This window comes from Fulvimarina manganoxydans (genome assembly GCF_900176465.1).
Lineage (GTDB): Bacteria > Pseudomonadota > Alphaproteobacteria > Rhizobiales > Rhizobiaceae > Fulvimarina > Fulvimarina manganoxydans.
Genome location: NZ_FWXR01000017.1, coordinates 16920 through 32760 on the forward strand (window position 1 = coordinate 16920; position 15841 = coordinate 32760).

A 15841-nucleotide genomic window follows, 5' to 3' on the forward strand; every position below is an offset into this window, starting at 1 on the left:
GCTCGGCCAATAGCGCCGCCTCACACGGCTTTCGAATATTGGACGCCCCCCTCGTCGAGATAGGCGTCGAACCAGGAGGCGACGATCCGGGTGAAAGGACGCCCGGTCTCGCTGACGGTGATCCGGTGATCCTCCAAGCGCGCAAGGCCGAACGGATCAGTTGCCAACTTCAGCGTCGCAGCCCGGATCGCTGGCCGGGCTGCGGCGCCGAAACGGGCGTCGAGATCGGCGAAATCGACGGAGAAATCGCACATCAGCCGCTCGATGGCATAGGCGCGCACAACGTCGTCCTCGCTGAGGCCATAGCCCTTCTCGGCCGGAAGGGTGTCCGCCGCCACCCGGTCCTTATAAAGATGGATCGGCACGGCGTTCTGGACGTAGCCGCCGGGATAACGACTGATCGCCGAGGCCCCGAAGCCGATCAAGGTGCGGCACTCGTCGACCGTATAGCCTTGGAAATTGCGATGGAGCCGGCCCTCGCGCGCGGCCCGCGCCAACCGGTCGCCGGGCTTTGCGAAATGGTCGATGCCGACCGCCTGATAACCGGCCTCGATCAGCCGCTCGGCCGAGACGCGGGCATCGGCGAAGCGTTGCGCCTCGTCAGGGAGATCCGCGTCGGCAATCATTTTTTGATGGGTCTTCACCCAGGGCACATGGGCATAGCCAAACAGGGCGACGCGCTCCGGCTCTAAGGAGATCACCTGATCGATGGTGCGCATCAGCCGCTCCGGCGTCTGGCGCGGCAGGCCGTAAAGCGCATCGATATTGACCGTGCAGAGCCCGCCGGCCCTCAGAGCGGTCACCACATCGCGCGTCGCCTCGAAGCTTTGGGGCCGGTTGATCACCGCCTGGACGTCCGGATCGAAGTCCTGAACACCGATCGAGGCCCGGTTGAGACCGATGAGCCGCAGCCCCTCCAGTGTCTCAGGGGTCACGTCGGAGGGATCGATCTCCACCGCGATCTCGGCGTCGGGAAGAAGCTCGAAGGCCTCGTCCAGAGCATCGTTCAGCCGGTGAAATTCGGCCGAGCGAAGCATGCTTGGCGAGCCGCCGCCGAAATGGACCCGGTCGAGCGGCAGACGACATCCGACACGCTCGCGAAAGAGCCGGATTTCCTCGACCAGACTGTCCACATAGCGGGCGACGGGCTCGTAGCGCAGCGTATGCTTGGTGTGGCAGCCACAGAACCAGCAGAGGCGATCGCAATAGGGAATGTGCAAATAGACCGAGACCGGCTCTTTTGGATCGAGCGTCTCGATAAAGGCGCCCTGGAGGCTCGAACCGCTTCCCGAGGTGAAGTGCGGCGCCGTCGGATAGCTCGTATAGCGCGGTGCCCGCTGGCCATGGCAGGCGAGGATGGCGGCGGGATCATGCGGCATGGACAGGGCTCCCGGCCTGAGGGGTGCTTAACAGCGGCAGAAGATGTTCGCGCTCGAAGGCGAGATGGCGGCGCATCGCCTCGAAGAAGCCGCGCAACATATAGCCGAGGGTCTCGGCATTCGGCCGGCCCGAGCCTGTGACGAAGCCGGTCAAAGCCTCCGCGAGTTCGTCCGCATAGGCCTCGTCCTCGAAATGCTCGTATTGCAGCCGAGTCAGGGTCTGGGCGAGAGATTCGTCGCCGATCGCACGGCCTCGCAAGAGCGGGAACAGAAGCCCTTCCTCAAAACGATGAGCCTTCTTGACCACCGCGCCGATCTGCCTGGCGAGATGTAGGCAGATCTGCCGATCGATCTTGTCGGGAAGCCCGTCGGCCAGGGCCTCCAGCCGAGCACAAAGATTCTCCTGCGCGCGTATATGGGCCTCGAGCTCGGGACCAAGCCTCGTCTCGATTCCGAGCGGGTAGATATTGGCCGATTTGCGGCCAGGGACACCGGAATTGGGGTGATCGGGTCTCATCGAAGGCTCTGCTCCGCCAGAAGTGTGTCGGACTGATCGGGCGGCATGGCCTCACCTTTCGGGCCGGGCTCCCCCGCGTTTGGCTCAGACGCCCTCGAACCGGACAGGCACTTTCGAGTGCGGAGCCTCTCGCCCTCGCCTCCTCCCGCCATGGGCCGATCGTCTGACCGTCCTTCACCTCTTAGCGCCGAGGCTGATGAGCCCGCCTTGATCCAGGTCAAGGCATCACGGCGCCGCGACTGGCAGGTGATGGCCAATGGCCGAACGCGTGACGAGGGGGACCCCTGATGCCCCGCGCTCGGTCGTCATCCGGAGGTCCAACCCATGAGAAACCACGTCGAGGCGTTCGGCCTCGCCATTGCGACGCTTGCGGTCTTCATCGCCGCCGCGTTCGCCCAGGATGCGGGGTTTCAGACCCACGCCTGGGTGCTGTTCTTCGTCCTCGCCATCGCCACGCTGATCCTGCTCAACCGGATCGAGTTCGGCGATTCGAAGATGATCCCGTTCAAGACCAATGGCGGCGCCTCGGGTGCCGCTACGGCGACCGCCGCCGCATCCACCGCCGTCGCCTATCAGGACGACGTGGTGCGCTACGGCGTCATTGCCACCGCCTTCTGGGGCATTGTCGGCTTCCTGGTCGGCGTCGTCGCCGCCTCGCAGCTCGCCTGGCCGGAGTTCAATCTCGAACCCTGGTTCAATTTCGGCCGCGTGCGTCCGCTGCACACCTCGGCGGTCATTTTCGCCTTTGGCGGCAATGCGCTGATCACCACATCCTTCTACATCGTCCAGCGCACGACGCGCGCCCGTCTCTGGGGCGGCGGCCTGCCCTGGTTCGTCTTCTGGGGCTATCAGCTCTTCATCGTGCTGGCAGCGACCGGCTATCTTCTCGGCATCACCCAGAGCCGCGAATATGCCGAGCCGGAATGGTATGTGGATCTCTGGCTGACGATCGTCTGGGTCGCCTATCTCGCGGTCTTCGTCGGCACGCTGGTGAAGCGCAAGGAACCGCACATCTATGTGGCGAACTGGTTCTTCCTGTCCTTCATCGTCACCGTGGCCATGCTCCATGTGGTCAACAATCTGGCGGTGCCCGTCTCCTTGATGGGCGCCAAGAGCTACTCGGCCTTTTCGGGCGTCCAGGATGCGCTGACCCAATGGTGGTACGGCCATAACGCGGTCGGCTTCTTCCTGACCGCCGGCTTCCTCGGCATGATGTATTACTTCATTCCGAAGCAGGCCAACCGGCCGGTCTATTCCTACCGGCTCTCGATCATCCACTTCTGGGCCCTGATCTTCCTCTATATCTGGGCCGGTCCGCACCATCTCCACTATACCGCCCTGCCCGACTGGGCGCAGACGCTGGGCATGGTCTTCTCGATCATGCTGTGGATGCCCTCCTGGGGCGGCATGATCAACGGTTTGATGACGCTCTCGGGCGCCTGGGACAAGCTGAGAACCGACCCGGTGCTGCGCATGCTGGTCATCTCGGTCGCCTTCTACGGCATGTCGACCTTCGAAGGCCCGATGATGTCGATCAAGGGGGTCAACGCCCTCAGCCACTACACCGACTGGACCATCGGTCACGTCCATTCCGGCGCTCTCGGCTGGAACGGCATGATCTCCTTCGGCGCGCTCTACTTCCTCACCCCGCGCCTGTGGAACCGCGAGCGGCTTTATTCGATGCGTCTCGTCAACTGGCACTTCTGGCTCGCCACCCTCGGCATCGTCCTCTACGCGGCGGTGATGTGGGTCTCGGGGATCACGCAAGGCCTGATGTGGCGCGAATACGGGCCCGACGGCTATCTCGTCTACTCCTTCGCCGAGACCGTCGCCGCCATGCATCCCTACTACGTGCTCCGCACGCTTGGCGGACTTCTCTACCTCGCCGGCGCGCTGATCATGGGCTTCAACCTCTACAAGACGATCCGTGGCGATCTGCGCGAGGAAGCGCCGATGGGCGGCCGGAGCCCGTCGCTTCAAGCGGCGGAATAAGGAGAGCCGAGACATGGCCAATGAACTCACCAACAAAGTCCTGACCGGCCACAAGAAGATCGAGCGCAACGTCACGCTGCTCCTCGTCCTCTCCTTCCTGGTCGTCACCATCGGCGGCATCGTCGAGATCGCCCCGCTCTTCTACCTTCAGAACACGATTGAGAAGGTGGAAGGCATGCGGCCCTACTCGCCCTTGGAGCTGGCGGGCCGCAACATCTACATCCGGGAGGGCTGCTATGTCTGCCATTCGCAGATGATCCGGCCCTTCCGGGACGAGGTGGAACGCTACGGGCATTATTCGCTCGCCGCGGAGTCGATGTATGACCATTCCTTCCAATGGGGCTCGAAGCGGACGGGACCCGATCTCGCCCGCGTCGGCGGTCGCTATTCGAACGAGTGGCATGTCCAGCACCTCCAGAACCCGCAATCGGTGGTGCCGGAATCGATCATGCCGTCCTACGGCTTCCTCGCCGACACCGAACTCGTCGTCGAGAACCCGGCCGGCCATCTGAAGGCCAATGTCGCGGTGGGCGTGCCCTATAGCGAGGAGATGATCACCGAGGCCAAGGCCGATCTCCTCACCCAGGCCGATCCGAATGCCGATACGAGCGGACTTCTCGCCCGCTACCCGAAGGCCGTCACCGGCGACTTCGACGGCAATCCGCAACGCCTCACCGAGATGGATGCGCTTCTGGCCTACCTGCAAATGCTCGGCACGCTGGTCGATTTCTCGACCTTCGAGCCCGAGACGTCGATCCGCTGAAGCGAAAGGGGACTCCCATGGACTTCGAATATCAGGCCATGCGCAGCTTCGCCGACAGCTGGGGCCTTCTCTTCATGACGGTGACCTTCATCGGCGCCGTTCTCTTCGCCCTCCGGCCGGGCGGCAAGGCATCCGCCGACGAGGCGGCCCGCATCCCCTTCAAGGAGGACTGATCCCATGGCCGACAACGACAAGGCCCATGACAAGCAGGTCGACGAGGTCACGGGGACCGAGACCACCGGCCATAGCTGGGACGGCATCAAGGAACTCGACACACCCCTGCCGCGCTGGTGGCTGACGATCTTCTACGGAACCATCGTCTTCGCCATCGTCTATACGATCCTCTATCCGGCTTGGCCGCTGGTCAATTCGGCCACCGGCGGCGTCCTTGGCTGGAACAGCCGGACAGCGATCCAGGAAGCGATGGCCGAGCGCGAGGCGCAGAATGCCGACCTCATCGAAGGCATCAAGACCTCGTCCGTCTCCAAGGTCGTCGCCGATGACAGCCTGCGCCAATATGCGATCGCGGCCGGGCGTGCGGCCTTCAAGGTCAATTGCGTCCAGTGCCATGGCTCGGGTGCCGAGGGCGGGCCGGGCTATCCCAACCTCAATGACGACGACTGGCTTTGGGGCGGCACGCCCGAGGCGATCGAGACGACGCTGATGCACGGCATCCGCTACGTCCAGGACGACGAGACCCGCATCTCGGAAATGCCCGCCTTCGGACGCGACGGCATTCTGGAGCGCGCTCAGATCCAGGACGTCGCTTGGTATGTGCGCAAACTGTCGGGCCAATCCGCCGAGGCGGACGCGGCCGCGCGCGGCGAGGCGATCTATGCGGACAATTGCGCCGCCTGCCATGGCGAGAATGGCGAAGGCCTCCAGGATCTCGGCGCCCCGGCGCTCAACGACGCGATCTGGCTCTATGGCGGCACCCATGCCGACATCGTCGCCCAGGTCACCGCGCCGCGCCACGGCGTGATGCCCGCCTGGGGCGACCGGCTGGGCGAGACGACGGTCAAGGAACTCGCCGTCTATGTCCATTCGCTCGGCGGCGGCGTGTCGGCCGACGAGATGGCGGCGGCCCAGTAGAGCAACCGTCTCCCACCGAAACGAAAAGGGCCTCCGGCTGTCGCCAGGGGCCCTTTCTTCTTGATCGGTCTTCGATGGAGCGCGCGGCCCGCCTATCCGGCGATGTCGATGACGCCGGCAGAGCCATCCTCGGTGCCGAAGGCGAGGCGTTGGCCGCCCTTGTCCCAAGCGAGGGTGCGCACGGGCGAGGCGCCCGGCCGGCGCAGGAGCGCTTCCTTGGCATCGGCAAAGCGGACCGCGAGCACCATGCCGTCCTGATAGCCGACCGCCAGCATGTCTTCGGCCGGATGGCAGGCGACGGCTGTCACCATCGCGTCGCCGCGCGTGCCGAGTTCGAGCGGCGCCTTGCCCATCGGCCCGTCCTTGCCGGTGAAGGGCCAGAGGATCGCGGCCGGCGCCCCGGTGGTCGCCAGGAACTTACCCTTGGCCGACCAGGACCAGTCCTTCACCTTCGATGGGTAGCCGGTCATGCGCATATGCTTGCCATCGGACAGGCGCCAGCCGTGAAGGGCATTCTCCTGCATCGCCGTGACGAGAAACTTGCCGTCGGGCGAAAAGGCGATGGCGAGATGGGCGCCCTTCCATTCCAGCCATTGGGGCGCGGCATTCGTGCCGGGAAAGAAGACGCTCGCCCCGTCATAGCGGGCGATCGCGCAGCGAAACCCTTTCGGCGCGAAGGCAAGCCCCTCGACCGAGCGCTCATGGGGCGTCTCGAAGACCGTGCCGTCGGGCTTCATAGCGTAGGCAATACGCCCCGAGGCGAACCCCGCCGCCCCGCCCGGGCCGCCGGCGACCGCCGTGATCCATTTGCGGCCGATCGAGGCGAGCTCGCGCATGTGCCCGTCGCCCGAGATCGCGACAAGGCGGCCGTCCTCGCCGCCGGTTAGAAGCCGCTCGGAGAAGGGGTCGTATTCGGCCGCGAGCAGCCCGCCTTGATGGGCGGTCAGCACCCTTTCACCGCCGGCCGGCAGATGCACGGTGCCGTCGGCAAGCGCGAAGGCCGGGCGATCCTTCAGGAAGACCGCCCGTTCGACGAATTCGTTCAAATCATAAGCTGCGATGGACGGCATCAGGCCTCGGCCTTGACGCGTGCGGCGCAGGCGGCAAAGCCGGCCGAAAGCTCTTCGCGATCGAGATTGCGGCCGATAAAGACGAGCCGGCTTTCGCGCTTCTCGTCCTCGCGCCAGGCCCGCTGATGGTCGCCCTCGATGATCATATGGACGCCCTGAACGACATAACGATCCGGATCGTTGTCGAAGGCGATGATGCCCTTGAGGCGAAGAATGTTCGGCCCCTCTTCCTGGGTCAGCGCCTGGATCCAGGGAAAGAACTTCTTCGGATCGATCTCTCCCGCTCTCAGCGAGATCGAGGACACCGTCACGTCATGGATCGCAGAGGCTTCGCCATGATGATGATGCCCATGATCATGGTGATCGTGGCCGTGATGGTCGTGGTCATGATCGTGATGATCATGCCCATGATGGTGATGATCGTGGTCGCAATCCGGCCCGCAGACATGGTCGTCATGAGCCGCCTTCGCCTCGTCCAGAAAATCCGGGTCGTTGTCGAGGACGCGTTTGAGATCGAAGGCCTTCTGGCCAAGCACCTTGGTCAGATCGACGCCGGCCCGGGTCGTGCGATGGATCACCGCCGTTGGATTGATGGCGCGCACCGTCGCCTCGACCTTGGCGAGTTCTTCGGGCGTGACGAGATCGGTCTTGTTGAGGAGAACGACATCGGCAAAGGCGATCTGATCCTCAGCCTCGCGGGAATCCTTCAGGCGCAAGGGCAGATGCTTGGCATCGACGAGCGCGATGACGGCGTCGAGTTCGGTCTTGGCGCGCACATCCTCGTCCATGAAGAAGGTCTGGGCGACCGGCACCGGATCGGCGAGGCCCGTCGTCTCGACGACGATGGCGTCGAACCGGCCCTTGCGCCGCGTGAGCCCCTCGACGACGCGCACGAGATCACCGCGCACCGTGCAGCAGACGCAGCCATTGTTCATCTCGTAGATCTCTTCGTCGCTCTCGACGATGAGGTCGTTGTCGATGCCGATCTCGCCGAATTCGTTGACGATGACCGCATATTTGCGGCCATGGTCCTCGGAGAGGATGCGGTTGAGGAGCGTGGTCTTGCCGGAGCCGAGATAGCCGGTGAGGACGGTCACCGGGATCTGGTCGGATTTGGCTTGCGTATCGGACATGGAAATGCCTCTCCCTGATGGGTCGGGCCGCATATAAGCCGAGTTCTTCGCGAATGCACGGGGGGAGCGCGAAGACGGCCCGTTCAAGACCGGCCCCGCGGCGTTTGCGCCCCCGATCGATCAGGCCGCAGAGCCCCTGCCGGCCGAGCGTTGGTTGGCTGCCTCGCGCGGCGCATCGCCGACGGTCGCGCCGCTCTGAACCCGCATGCCGATGCCCAGCCGGGCGCATTCGTGCATGACGAGGCGCTTCAGCATGACGAAGGTCGATTCCGGGTCGAAGCCGAACTCTTCGGCGATCGAACGCGACAGCGCGTCCACATCCACACAAGGGCTCTCGGCCCGCGCCAGTTGGATCTCGTGCCGGACACGGTCCCTGAGGTCGTACTGCATAAACTCATCCTCGAAGACAGGCCGCCGCGACGCCGCTCGCGACGATACGGCCCTGGTAGCGTCTCGGTGCACTCCAGCCTTTCCGACCGCAATCGGCCGCAAGACTGTGCATCGTTTCGATTACGATTGGTTCAAATTGCGCCCGACCTCCCTTTTGGTGGCCTTAAACGCATGACGATTGTTGTTCGGGCTTAGACCCGTTGAGGCTGAAACCGATCGGCCTCGCTCTGCGATCCCTCGCTTCGCCTCGGCGCTTCTCTCTCACGCGGAAGCGACGAACTCATGACCGATTGAGCGACGATCATGGAAAGATCGTCCTTCGAAGGGTCATTGGCTAGGAAGCCAGTCCATGGGTTTATAACCGGACAGGCCCTCGATGCGTTTCAGCCATCGAAGAATGCCGGGATAGGCCTGAAGATCGAAGCCGCCTTCGGGCGCCACATGGGTGTAGGCGTAGAGGCAGATATCGGCGAGAGTCGGCTGATCGCCCGCCAGCCAGTCGGCCTTTAAAAGCCGCGTCTCCATGACGGTAAGCGCCTTGCGCCCGCCTTCCAGCGTCTCGGCAAGCCGAGCCTCGCTCGCCACATCCGCAAGTTCGGGATAAATCGTCAGCGAGCGGCGCACGGCCACATTCGGCTCGTGGCTATATTGCTCGAAGAACATCCAAGCGAACATTTCGGCGCGGATGAACGGGTCGGTCGGCACAAAGACCGTGCCCCCGCCGAGAAAGGTGAGCATCGCGTTCGATTCCGGCAGATAGCGACCGTCCTCGGTTTCCAGGAGCGGCACCTTGCCGATCGGGGTCTTGGCACGGAAGTCGGGCGAAGCGGTGCCGCCGTCGCGGGTCGAGATTTCCACATGACGGAACGGCCGCCCCGCAAGGGCGCAAAGAAGCCTCGGCTTGTAGCAATTACCGGAGTCCGGCATGCCGTAGATCGTGATCATCTTGAAAGCCTATCCCATCGAGGGGGCCGATTATGCCCGGCCCATCCCGCTCGCACCAATTCAATCGGGTGAAGCTTGCGATCGCTTCTTGTGATCGCAAGGCTCGCCCCTCCCCTCATTGGCCAAAGATATCGGGCTGGGATTGATTTCGGCCAGATGGGCAAATCAATAAGATTTTCGGGAGTTTGTTCGTGAGCGCATCCGCCGATCACGGGACCGGAAATCGCCCGACGCGCCTCGGATAAGAGGCACAGAAGCGGGGAAAATATTGGACACGTCCCCCAAAGCTGACTAGGGTCCGCCCGCCTTCGTGGCGCCGGGCGGTGCCGAAGGCTTTCTAAGCGACCCCAGCCGGAGTTTTCCTTCATGGCATTCCTTGCCGACGCCCTCGACCGCGTAAAGCCATCCGCCACCATCGCCGTCTCTCAGAAAGCGCGCGAGCTCAAGGCGAAGGGCCGCGACGTCATTGGCCTTGGCGCCGGCGAGCCCGACTTCGACACGCCCGACAACATCAAGGAAGCGGCGGTCGCCGCGATCGCGCGCGGCGAGACGAAATACACGCCGATCTCCGGCATCCCCCAGCTGCGCCAGGCGATCGCCGACAAGTTCAAGCGCGAGAACAATCTCGACTACAAGCCGGAAGAGACGATCGTTGGCACCGGCGGCAAGCAGGTACTCTTCAACGCCTTCATGGCGACGCTGAACGAGGGCGACGAGGTCGTCATTCCGGCACCCTATTGGGTCAGCTATCCGGAGATGGTGGCGATCTGCAACGGCAAGTCCGTCATCGTTGACACCAAGATCGAAGACAATTTCAAGCTGACGCCGGAAGCGCTCGAAGCGGCGATCACGCCGAAGACCAAGTGGTTCCTCTTCAACTCGCCTTCGAACCCGTCGGGCGCGGCCTATTCGCGCGAGGAACTGAAGGGTCTGACCGATGTGTTGATGCGTCATCCCCATGTCTGGGTGATGACCGACGACATGTATGAGCATCTGACCTATGGCGACTTCACCTTCGTGACCCCGGCCGAGGTGGAGCCGGGCCTGAAGGAGCGCACGCTCACCGTCAACGGCGTCTCCAAAGCCTATGCCATGACCGGCTGGCGCATCGGCTATGCCGCTGGCCCACTCGCGCTCATCAAGGCGATGGACATGATCCAGGGTCAGCAGACCTCCGGCGCCTGCTCGATCGCCCAATGGGCCGCCGTCGAGGCTCTGACCGGTACCCAGGACTTCATCCCGACCAATCGCGAGATTTTCCAGAAGCGCCGCGACCTCGTCGTCTCCATGCTGAACCAGGCCAAGGGCATCACCTGTCCGACGCCGGAAGGCGCCTTCTATGTCTATCCCTCCTGCGCGGGGACGATCGGCAAGACGGCCCCCTCGGGAAAGATCATCGAGACCGACGAGGATTTCGTCACCGAGCTTCTGGAAACGGAAGGCGTCGCGGTGGTGCACGGCTCGGCCTTCGGCCTCGGCCCGAACTTCCGCATTTCCTATGCGACCTCGGACGCGCTTCTGGAAGAAGCCTGCCAGCGCATCCAGCGCTTCTGTGGCGCCTTGCGCGACTGATCCGCATAAGCATTCGCCGTCGTGGCCGAGCCTTTCGGCCACGACGGTTTCAAGCCTCTAAAATCTTCTGCACGGCTTACAGTTTTTCGGATCAGATCTCGGAACTTGAGCGCACGAGGTGCGCTTCTCTCCAGGACGGAATGGGGAGAACCGAATATGGAGAGCTTTCTCGATACGCTTGTCAGCCCAATGCTCATGGAGCAGACGGGTCAACTCGTCGTCGCGGCACTGCTCGCCGGCGTGGTCGGCTATGAGCGCGAGCGCAAGGAGCAGGAAGCCGGGCTTCGCACCCATATGCTGGTGGGCATCGGCGCCTGTCTCTTCACTCTCTTGATGACCCTCCTGATCGACCGGTTCGAAACCGACGATATCCGCGCCGATCCGATCCGCGTCGTCGAAGCCATCACTTCGGGCATCGCCTTTCTGGCGGCCGGCGCGATCATCCAGGCGCGCGGCGAGGTGAAGGGCCTGACGACGGGCGCGACACTCTGGGTCGCCGGCGCGCTCGGCCTTGCCGCCGGTCTTGGCGAATACGGCCTCGGCGTCGTCGCCGTTCTTCTGACCCTCGTTATCCTGCGGATCTTGAAGCTTCTGGAATAGACGGACCGACCGGCGCCTCGGCGTTCCGTGACGCGGTCGCAAGGCGAAAATCGCCCGGACGGCGCGGGCCGATGAAGCGCTCGTCGTCGGGAAAGGGCCGCACGAAGCGCGAAGTGATCAGCTCCTCCTCGGTCAGGACATAGAGATCCTCTGGCGGCGTCTCCATCGCCTTGATCCAGATCGCCGGATCGATGCCCATGGTGACCAGAAGCTGCTGGCAGCGGGCGATCGTGCCCTGAATGTCGGAGAGCGAACGATCGAAGTCCCTCGCCTTCGGAAGGCCGGGGATGTCGACCGCATAGACCTGATGAAGACCGATCCAGGCCGCCTCGCCGGCCGCACGGGTCAGGCCCCCGGCCAGCACCAGCGGACAGGCCGAGGCGCAATAGCCATCCGCCGGCACCTCGGTCGAAATGCCCCCGGCCCGAATATCGGCGGCCATGGCGAGCGCGTCCTCGACTGAGCCGCCCGGCGAATGAAGCACGAGGCGCTTGACATCGCGCGGGGTCGCCTCAGCCGAGGCCCCGGCGCCCTCGCCGGCCAGGAAGCGGCGAAACGCCCTTGCCGTACCGATCTCGATCCGCCCAACGGCCGAGACCACGCCATCGCCGGCCGGATAGAAGGCCATCGGCGTCGTCATGGCCTCCGAATCGACTGGACCGTCATAGCCCGGAAGAACCGGCTCGCCGCGATCGGGCGCGACGGGGATCGTCTTCGGGAGATAAGGGCGCAGCTGATCGCCGGGCTCGGGCCTGCGCATGGGCATCGGTTCGCTGCGCTCGGTTCGCGCGGTGTCGACCTCGCGCGCGGCAAAGTCCTGCCAGTCGAGATAGACGAGCCAGCCACTCAAGACGAGCAGAGCGACGAAGATCGTCCGCAACACCGAGCCTTCCGGGATCGCCAGAACGGTCCGCTCCAGAAAGCCTGGGCTTGCCTCTTCGCCGATCATGGGACGGCCCTACCGGCTGACGGTCTTGGGAAAGGGCGTCGGCCCATCCGGATCGTTGCGCTGGACGATGTCGCGGCTCTCAGGATCGGCTGCGGCCGGTGTCTTCGATGGCCGCCCGTGGTCGGGCCGGACGTCGTCTCTCTGATCGGCCTCGCCACCAAAAGCCGTGCCGGCCTCGCTCGCCTGAAGACGCTTCTGGATGCGGATCGCGCGCATCAGATCGGCCGCGCTCATATCGCCGATCTCCATCTCCTCGCCGTCCTCGCGCCGAATGACATCCTGGACAATACAGAGAATGAAGATGAGAACCGCCGGCAGGAGATCAATGGAAATCGCCCCCGCCCAGGAGGGCAGGAAGTCGCCGGCATAGCGGATGACCGCTTCGGGCGCCGAAAGCGGGGTGAAGCGGAAGGGCTCGACCGCCGGGCGCTGGAGGATTTCATCGGCCGCCTGGGAGAGCTGGACGCTCTGGGCGCGCACGGCTTCCTCCACCCGGCCGACCACCTCGCTCTGGCGCACGCGCAGCGCCGGATCGGAGCCATCGGCGACGGGCGCGATGAAGGAGCGTCCGAGATCGTCCGCCGCGCGCTTGACGGCCGGTGCGACCGAGGTCTGCTGCAGGGCGGTGATCAGGCCGGAGAGCTGCACCGCCTCTTCGGCAAAGGCATTGGCCCGGTCGCTCACCGGCCCCTGGCTGGTGACGAGCTGGCGCATGGCGGCCAGCCGCGCCCCGCCCTCGTCGAAGATCGTCTGAGCGGTGCTGCGGCTTGCCTCGATCTCGCTCTGAAGTCCGGTCAGTTGGCCCGCCATCTGGCGCAGAAGCTGGACCACGGTGCCCGAGCCAGAAGTGCCCGTCAGCGCGCCGGACCGCGCCTCTTCCTGGGCGAGCCCTTGGAAACGCTGGGCTGCGAGCTGAATGTCGGGCAGAAGCGATTGCGCCGCGAGCGCGCTCTCGTGGGCCTCGTTCAGCTTTTCCTGATAGGCCTCGGTCGTCACCGACAGATGTTGCTCCAAGGCCGCCGAGCCGGCCAGCGCCGAGGCATTCAGCCAAGACGACATGGCGATGATCATCGCCGAGCCGAGCGCCATCGCAAGATAGAGCATGCGGCGCCCGGAGGGCTGGCGCACATGCGGCATGAAGCGCATCAAATAGGTCCAGAAGGCGTAGATCGCGACGGACACCGCCGACGAATAGACGATCGCGCCGAGAAACACCGCCGTCGCGCTGCCATCCAGAAGATCGCGCACGCCAAGATAGGTATAGACGCCGCTGGCCAGCGCCAGCACCGCCAAGGTGATGCGCGTCGTGGCGTCGAGGCGCGTCAGCTGGCCCCGCAGCGTGTAGGATTGGGATACGCTCATACGCCTCTCGACCCGTTGATCTTGCCGCCGGCAATGCCCGTCTCTGTGAGAACGGCGGGCTGGCATATGTCGCCAGTAACGAAACATTAAGGCCTCGCGGCGACCGCGGACAAGGCAAAAGCGCGGCAGGACCGCGCATCAATTGCCCGTCATGGTAAATGGCGATGCGGAGCCATCGGCCCTGCTGCACGGAATGTTCCGTTTGTTGACTTATCCGCTCTATGCATAGTTCAAGATTTTTTATTAAAGCGTGAAAGCCCTGCGGCACAGGCCCTAGATGCGACGATACGTGACCGCGTTGGGTTCACATCTCGAAGATGGCATGCTCAGCCATGCGCCATCGACATATCTGACATGCCAATTTCGGCATGGTGCTGCAGCGCAAAAAGTTTACATTGAGGTCAGTCGGACGCGGTTGAACTCCTCCTCCCATTCAACCCTCCGGCGTTTCCTCCCAGGGCTTCCTCATGAAGCCCAATCTATTGGCCGGGTCTTCGGACCCGGCTTTTTCTTTGTCCGCTTTCTGGCCGAAGACGCGGGAAGCCTTCACCTCCACGGCCATCGATCATTCAGCGCCCAGCCGCTCCTGTTTCGCCTTATCGCTGGGTCTCGCTCGAATTCAATTGCGGGGCAAAGAGCGCGGCCAAAACGTCGGCGCGGGCGATGAGGCCGACCAGAGCACCCGCCTCGTCGCAGACTGGCCAGTGATCGACATCGGGCAGTGCGAGCAGGGGGACGAGTTCGGCGACGGGCGTTTCCGGCAAGGTGCTGGAGGCGACGGGAGCCATGATCGTCTTGACGGCGCTGCGGACCGAAAGCCCGCTATCCATGCCGCGCTTTAGACGACCAGAAGCCCCGAAAGCCGGTCGCCCCATACCCCGCCCGACCGCGCCAACGAAATCCTCTGGCCGCAGCAAACCGAGCACCCGGCCGCTCTCTTCCGTCACCGGCAGGGCGCGCAGCGCGCGTGTTTCCATGATGTGCCAGGCATTGGCGAGCGTCTCGCTCGGCGGAACGCTGACCACATGGCGCATCATGATGTCTTGGCAGAGCACATCGCCGGCACGCCGGCGCAAGGCTTCTCTCTGGGCAGCGGCGAGGATCGAGGCGAGATCGTTGAGATCGATATCAACGAAATGGTCCTCGGCCCGCAGCGCCGTCTTCAAGTCAGTGAGCGTGAAGCCCGCTTCGCTCTGCTGCCAAGCCTCGCCCGCCGCACTTCCCTTCGTCGCCCGAGCGGGGCGCAAATGCGGATAGCGATGGCCGGTAAGATTATGGAAGGCGATCGCGACGAGGAGAAGCAGCAGCGAATTGACGCCGATCGGGACGAAGGCGAACATATAGCCGAGGTCGTCGACCACCGGCCCAGCCAGCACCGTCGTCACCGCAACGGCACCACCCGGCGGATGAAGACAGCGCAGAAGGAACATCGCGCCGATCGAAAGGCACACGGCGACGGCGGCTGCCAGAAGCGGGTCGGGAATGACGAACCGGCAGGTGATGCCGATCAGCGCGGCCGAGAGATTACCACCAAGGATCGACCAGGGCTGGGAGAGCGGACCAGAGGGCACGGCGAACAACAGGACGGCGGAGGCGCCCATTGGCGCGACCAGCAGCGGCACGGCTGGGTCAGGCCCGAGCATGAGGCGCATGGTGAAGGCCGTAATCGCGATGCCGAACAAGGCACCAATGCTCGACCGGAGCTGTTCGGCGCGGCTGACCGAGCCGAGTTGGGGAACCAGGCGTTGAAGGCTGTGGAGCATGAAGAAAGGCGTGTCGCTATCGAATGATCAGCCCGAACGCGCCAGGCAACCCGCCTTCTTTTGCATCATTTTGCCCGATTCGACAGCATGCATTCCGCTTTTCGTCAGCTTTGATCGGGAAATCAGCAAGACATTTCGGCTCTCCGTCAAGGCGCCTCGAATACCAGGGGCTCAAGATGCTGCCGCATCCGGCCCCTGAAACCTTCAATCGCGGGGGCTATACAAATGGCCTCAGATCAAGACCGGAGGCCAGTTGCATGGGCTCGACTTGGCGGCTCGTCTCACCTCAGCCGCGCCGATCAGCCCATCGGACG

The 15841-nt window shown here is 64.0% G+C and carries 16 protein-coding genes; 7 read left to right on the forward strand and 9 right to left on the reverse strand.

Annotated features, from left to right (window positions below; genetic code table 11):
• Positions 1-20: 20 nt before the first annotated feature.
• Complete coding sequence (gene hemN / locus B9A15_RS16240) at positions 21-1379, reverse strand: oxygen-independent coproporphyrinogen III oxidase (RefSeq protein WP_084411577.1); 1359 nt, start codon at positions 1377-1379, stop codon at positions 21-23.
• Positions 1369-1896 carry a hemerythrin domain-containing protein gene (locus tag B9A15_RS16245; protein ID WP_084411578.1) on the reverse strand — a complete coding sequence of 176 codons (528 nt, stop codon included), beginning with the start codon at positions 1894-1896 and terminating at the stop codon, positions 1369-1371. Before B9A15_RS16245 ends, hemN begins: the two co-directional genes overlap by 11 nt.
• 324 nt (positions 1897-2220) lie before the next feature.
• Here B9A15_RS16245 and ccoN point away from each other — a divergent pair, with 324 nt between their 5' ends.
• The 4 genes from ccoN to ccoP are packed head-to-tail and all read left to right on the forward strand — an operon-like array spanning position 2221 to position 5743.
• Positions 2221-3888: a cytochrome-c oxidase, cbb3-type subunit I gene (gene ccoN, locus B9A15_RS16250; RefSeq protein ID WP_084411579.1), complete on the forward strand. Its 1668-nt coding sequence runs from the start codon at positions 2221-2223 to the stop codon at positions 3886-3888.
• A gap of 13 nt (positions 3889-3901) precedes the next feature.
• Positions 3902-4651, forward strand: a complete 750-nt coding sequence (ccoO, locus tag B9A15_RS16255) for a cytochrome-c oxidase, cbb3-type subunit II (RefSeq protein WP_084411580.1) — start codon at positions 3902-3904, stop codon at positions 4649-4651.
• A 17-nt stretch (positions 4652-4668) separates the two neighbouring features.
• The gene (locus B9A15_RS16260; protein WP_084411581.1) at positions 4669-4824 is read left to right on the forward strand and encodes a cbb3-type cytochrome c oxidase subunit 3; all 156 of its coding nucleotides are present in this window, start codon (positions 4669-4671) and stop codon (positions 4822-4824) included.
• Positions 4825-4828: 4 nt separating this feature from the next.
• Positions 4829-5743: a cytochrome-c oxidase, cbb3-type subunit III gene (gene ccoP / locus B9A15_RS16265; RefSeq protein ID WP_084411582.1), complete on the forward strand. Its 915-nt coding sequence runs from the start codon at positions 4829-4831 to the stop codon at positions 5741-5743.
• Positions 5744-5835: 92 nt separating this feature from the next.
• Here the strand turns inward: ccoP and B9A15_RS16270 are convergent, their stop codons facing one another.
• The 4 genes from B9A15_RS16270 to B9A15_RS16285 form a co-directional block, all read right to left on the reverse strand.
• Positions 5836-6813, reverse strand: coding sequence for a WD40 repeat domain-containing protein (locus B9A15_RS16270; protein WP_084411583.1), 978 nt, complete (start codon positions 6811-6813; stop codon positions 5836-5838).
• Entirely contained in the window at positions 6813-7946 is a 1134-nt protein-coding gene (locus tag B9A15_RS16275; protein ID WP_084411584.1) for a CobW family GTP-binding protein, read from the reverse strand. Before B9A15_RS16275 ends, B9A15_RS16270 begins: the two co-directional genes overlap by 1 nt.
• A gap of 120 nt (positions 7947-8066) precedes the next feature.
• A complete protein-coding gene (locus B9A15_RS16280) occupies positions 8067-8336 on the reverse strand; it encodes a hypothetical protein (RefSeq protein WP_139798441.1) in 270 nt (89 codons plus the stop codon).
• A gap of 327 nt (positions 8337-8663) precedes the next feature.
• Positions 8664-9281 (reverse strand): glutathione S-transferase family protein, encoded by a 618-nt coding sequence (locus B9A15_RS16285; RefSeq protein ID WP_084411586.1) that lies wholly within the window; start codon positions 9279-9281, stop codon positions 8664-8666.
• Positions 9282-9647: 366 nt separating this feature from the next.
• Here B9A15_RS16285 and B9A15_RS16290 point away from each other — a divergent pair, with 366 nt between their 5' ends.
• Both B9A15_RS16290 and B9A15_RS16295 read left to right on the forward strand, forming a co-directional pair.
• A complete protein-coding gene (locus B9A15_RS16290) occupies positions 9648-10853 on the forward strand; it encodes a pyridoxal phosphate-dependent aminotransferase (protein ID WP_084411587.1) in 1206 nt (401 codons plus the stop codon).
• A 156-nt stretch (positions 10854-11009) separates the two neighbouring features.
• Positions 11010-11453: an MgtC/SapB family protein gene (locus B9A15_RS16295; protein ID WP_084411588.1), complete on the forward strand. Its 444-nt coding sequence runs from the start codon at positions 11010-11012 to the stop codon at positions 11451-11453.
• Here B9A15_RS16295 and B9A15_RS16300 read toward each other — a convergent pair.
• From B9A15_RS16300 to B9A15_RS16310, 3 genes are all read right to left on the reverse strand, one after another.
• Positions 11422-12402 carry a COG3904 family protein gene (locus B9A15_RS16300; RefSeq protein ID WP_084411589.1) on the reverse strand — a complete coding sequence of 327 codons (981 nt, stop codon included), beginning with the start codon at positions 12400-12402 and terminating at the stop codon, positions 11422-11424. The genes B9A15_RS16295 and B9A15_RS16300 overlap by 32 nt on opposite strands.
• 9 nt (positions 12403-12411) lie before the next feature.
• Positions 12412-13764 (reverse strand): hypothetical protein, encoded by a 1353-nt coding sequence (locus B9A15_RS16305; RefSeq protein WP_084411590.1) that lies wholly within the window; start codon positions 13762-13764, stop codon positions 12412-12414.
• Between the two features lie 596 nt (positions 13765-14360).
• A complete protein-coding gene (locus tag B9A15_RS16310) occupies positions 14361-15527 on the reverse strand; it encodes an HPP family protein (protein WP_084411591.1) in 1167 nt (388 codons plus the stop codon).
• Here B9A15_RS16310 and B9A15_RS22650 point away from each other — a divergent pair.
• On the forward strand, positions 15526-15726 hold the full coding sequence (locus B9A15_RS22650) for a hypothetical protein (protein WP_139798442.1): 201 nt from the start codon (positions 15526-15528) through the stop codon (positions 15724-15726). The genes B9A15_RS16310 and B9A15_RS22650 overlap by 2 nt on opposite strands.
• Positions 15727-15841: the final 115 nt, after the last annotated feature.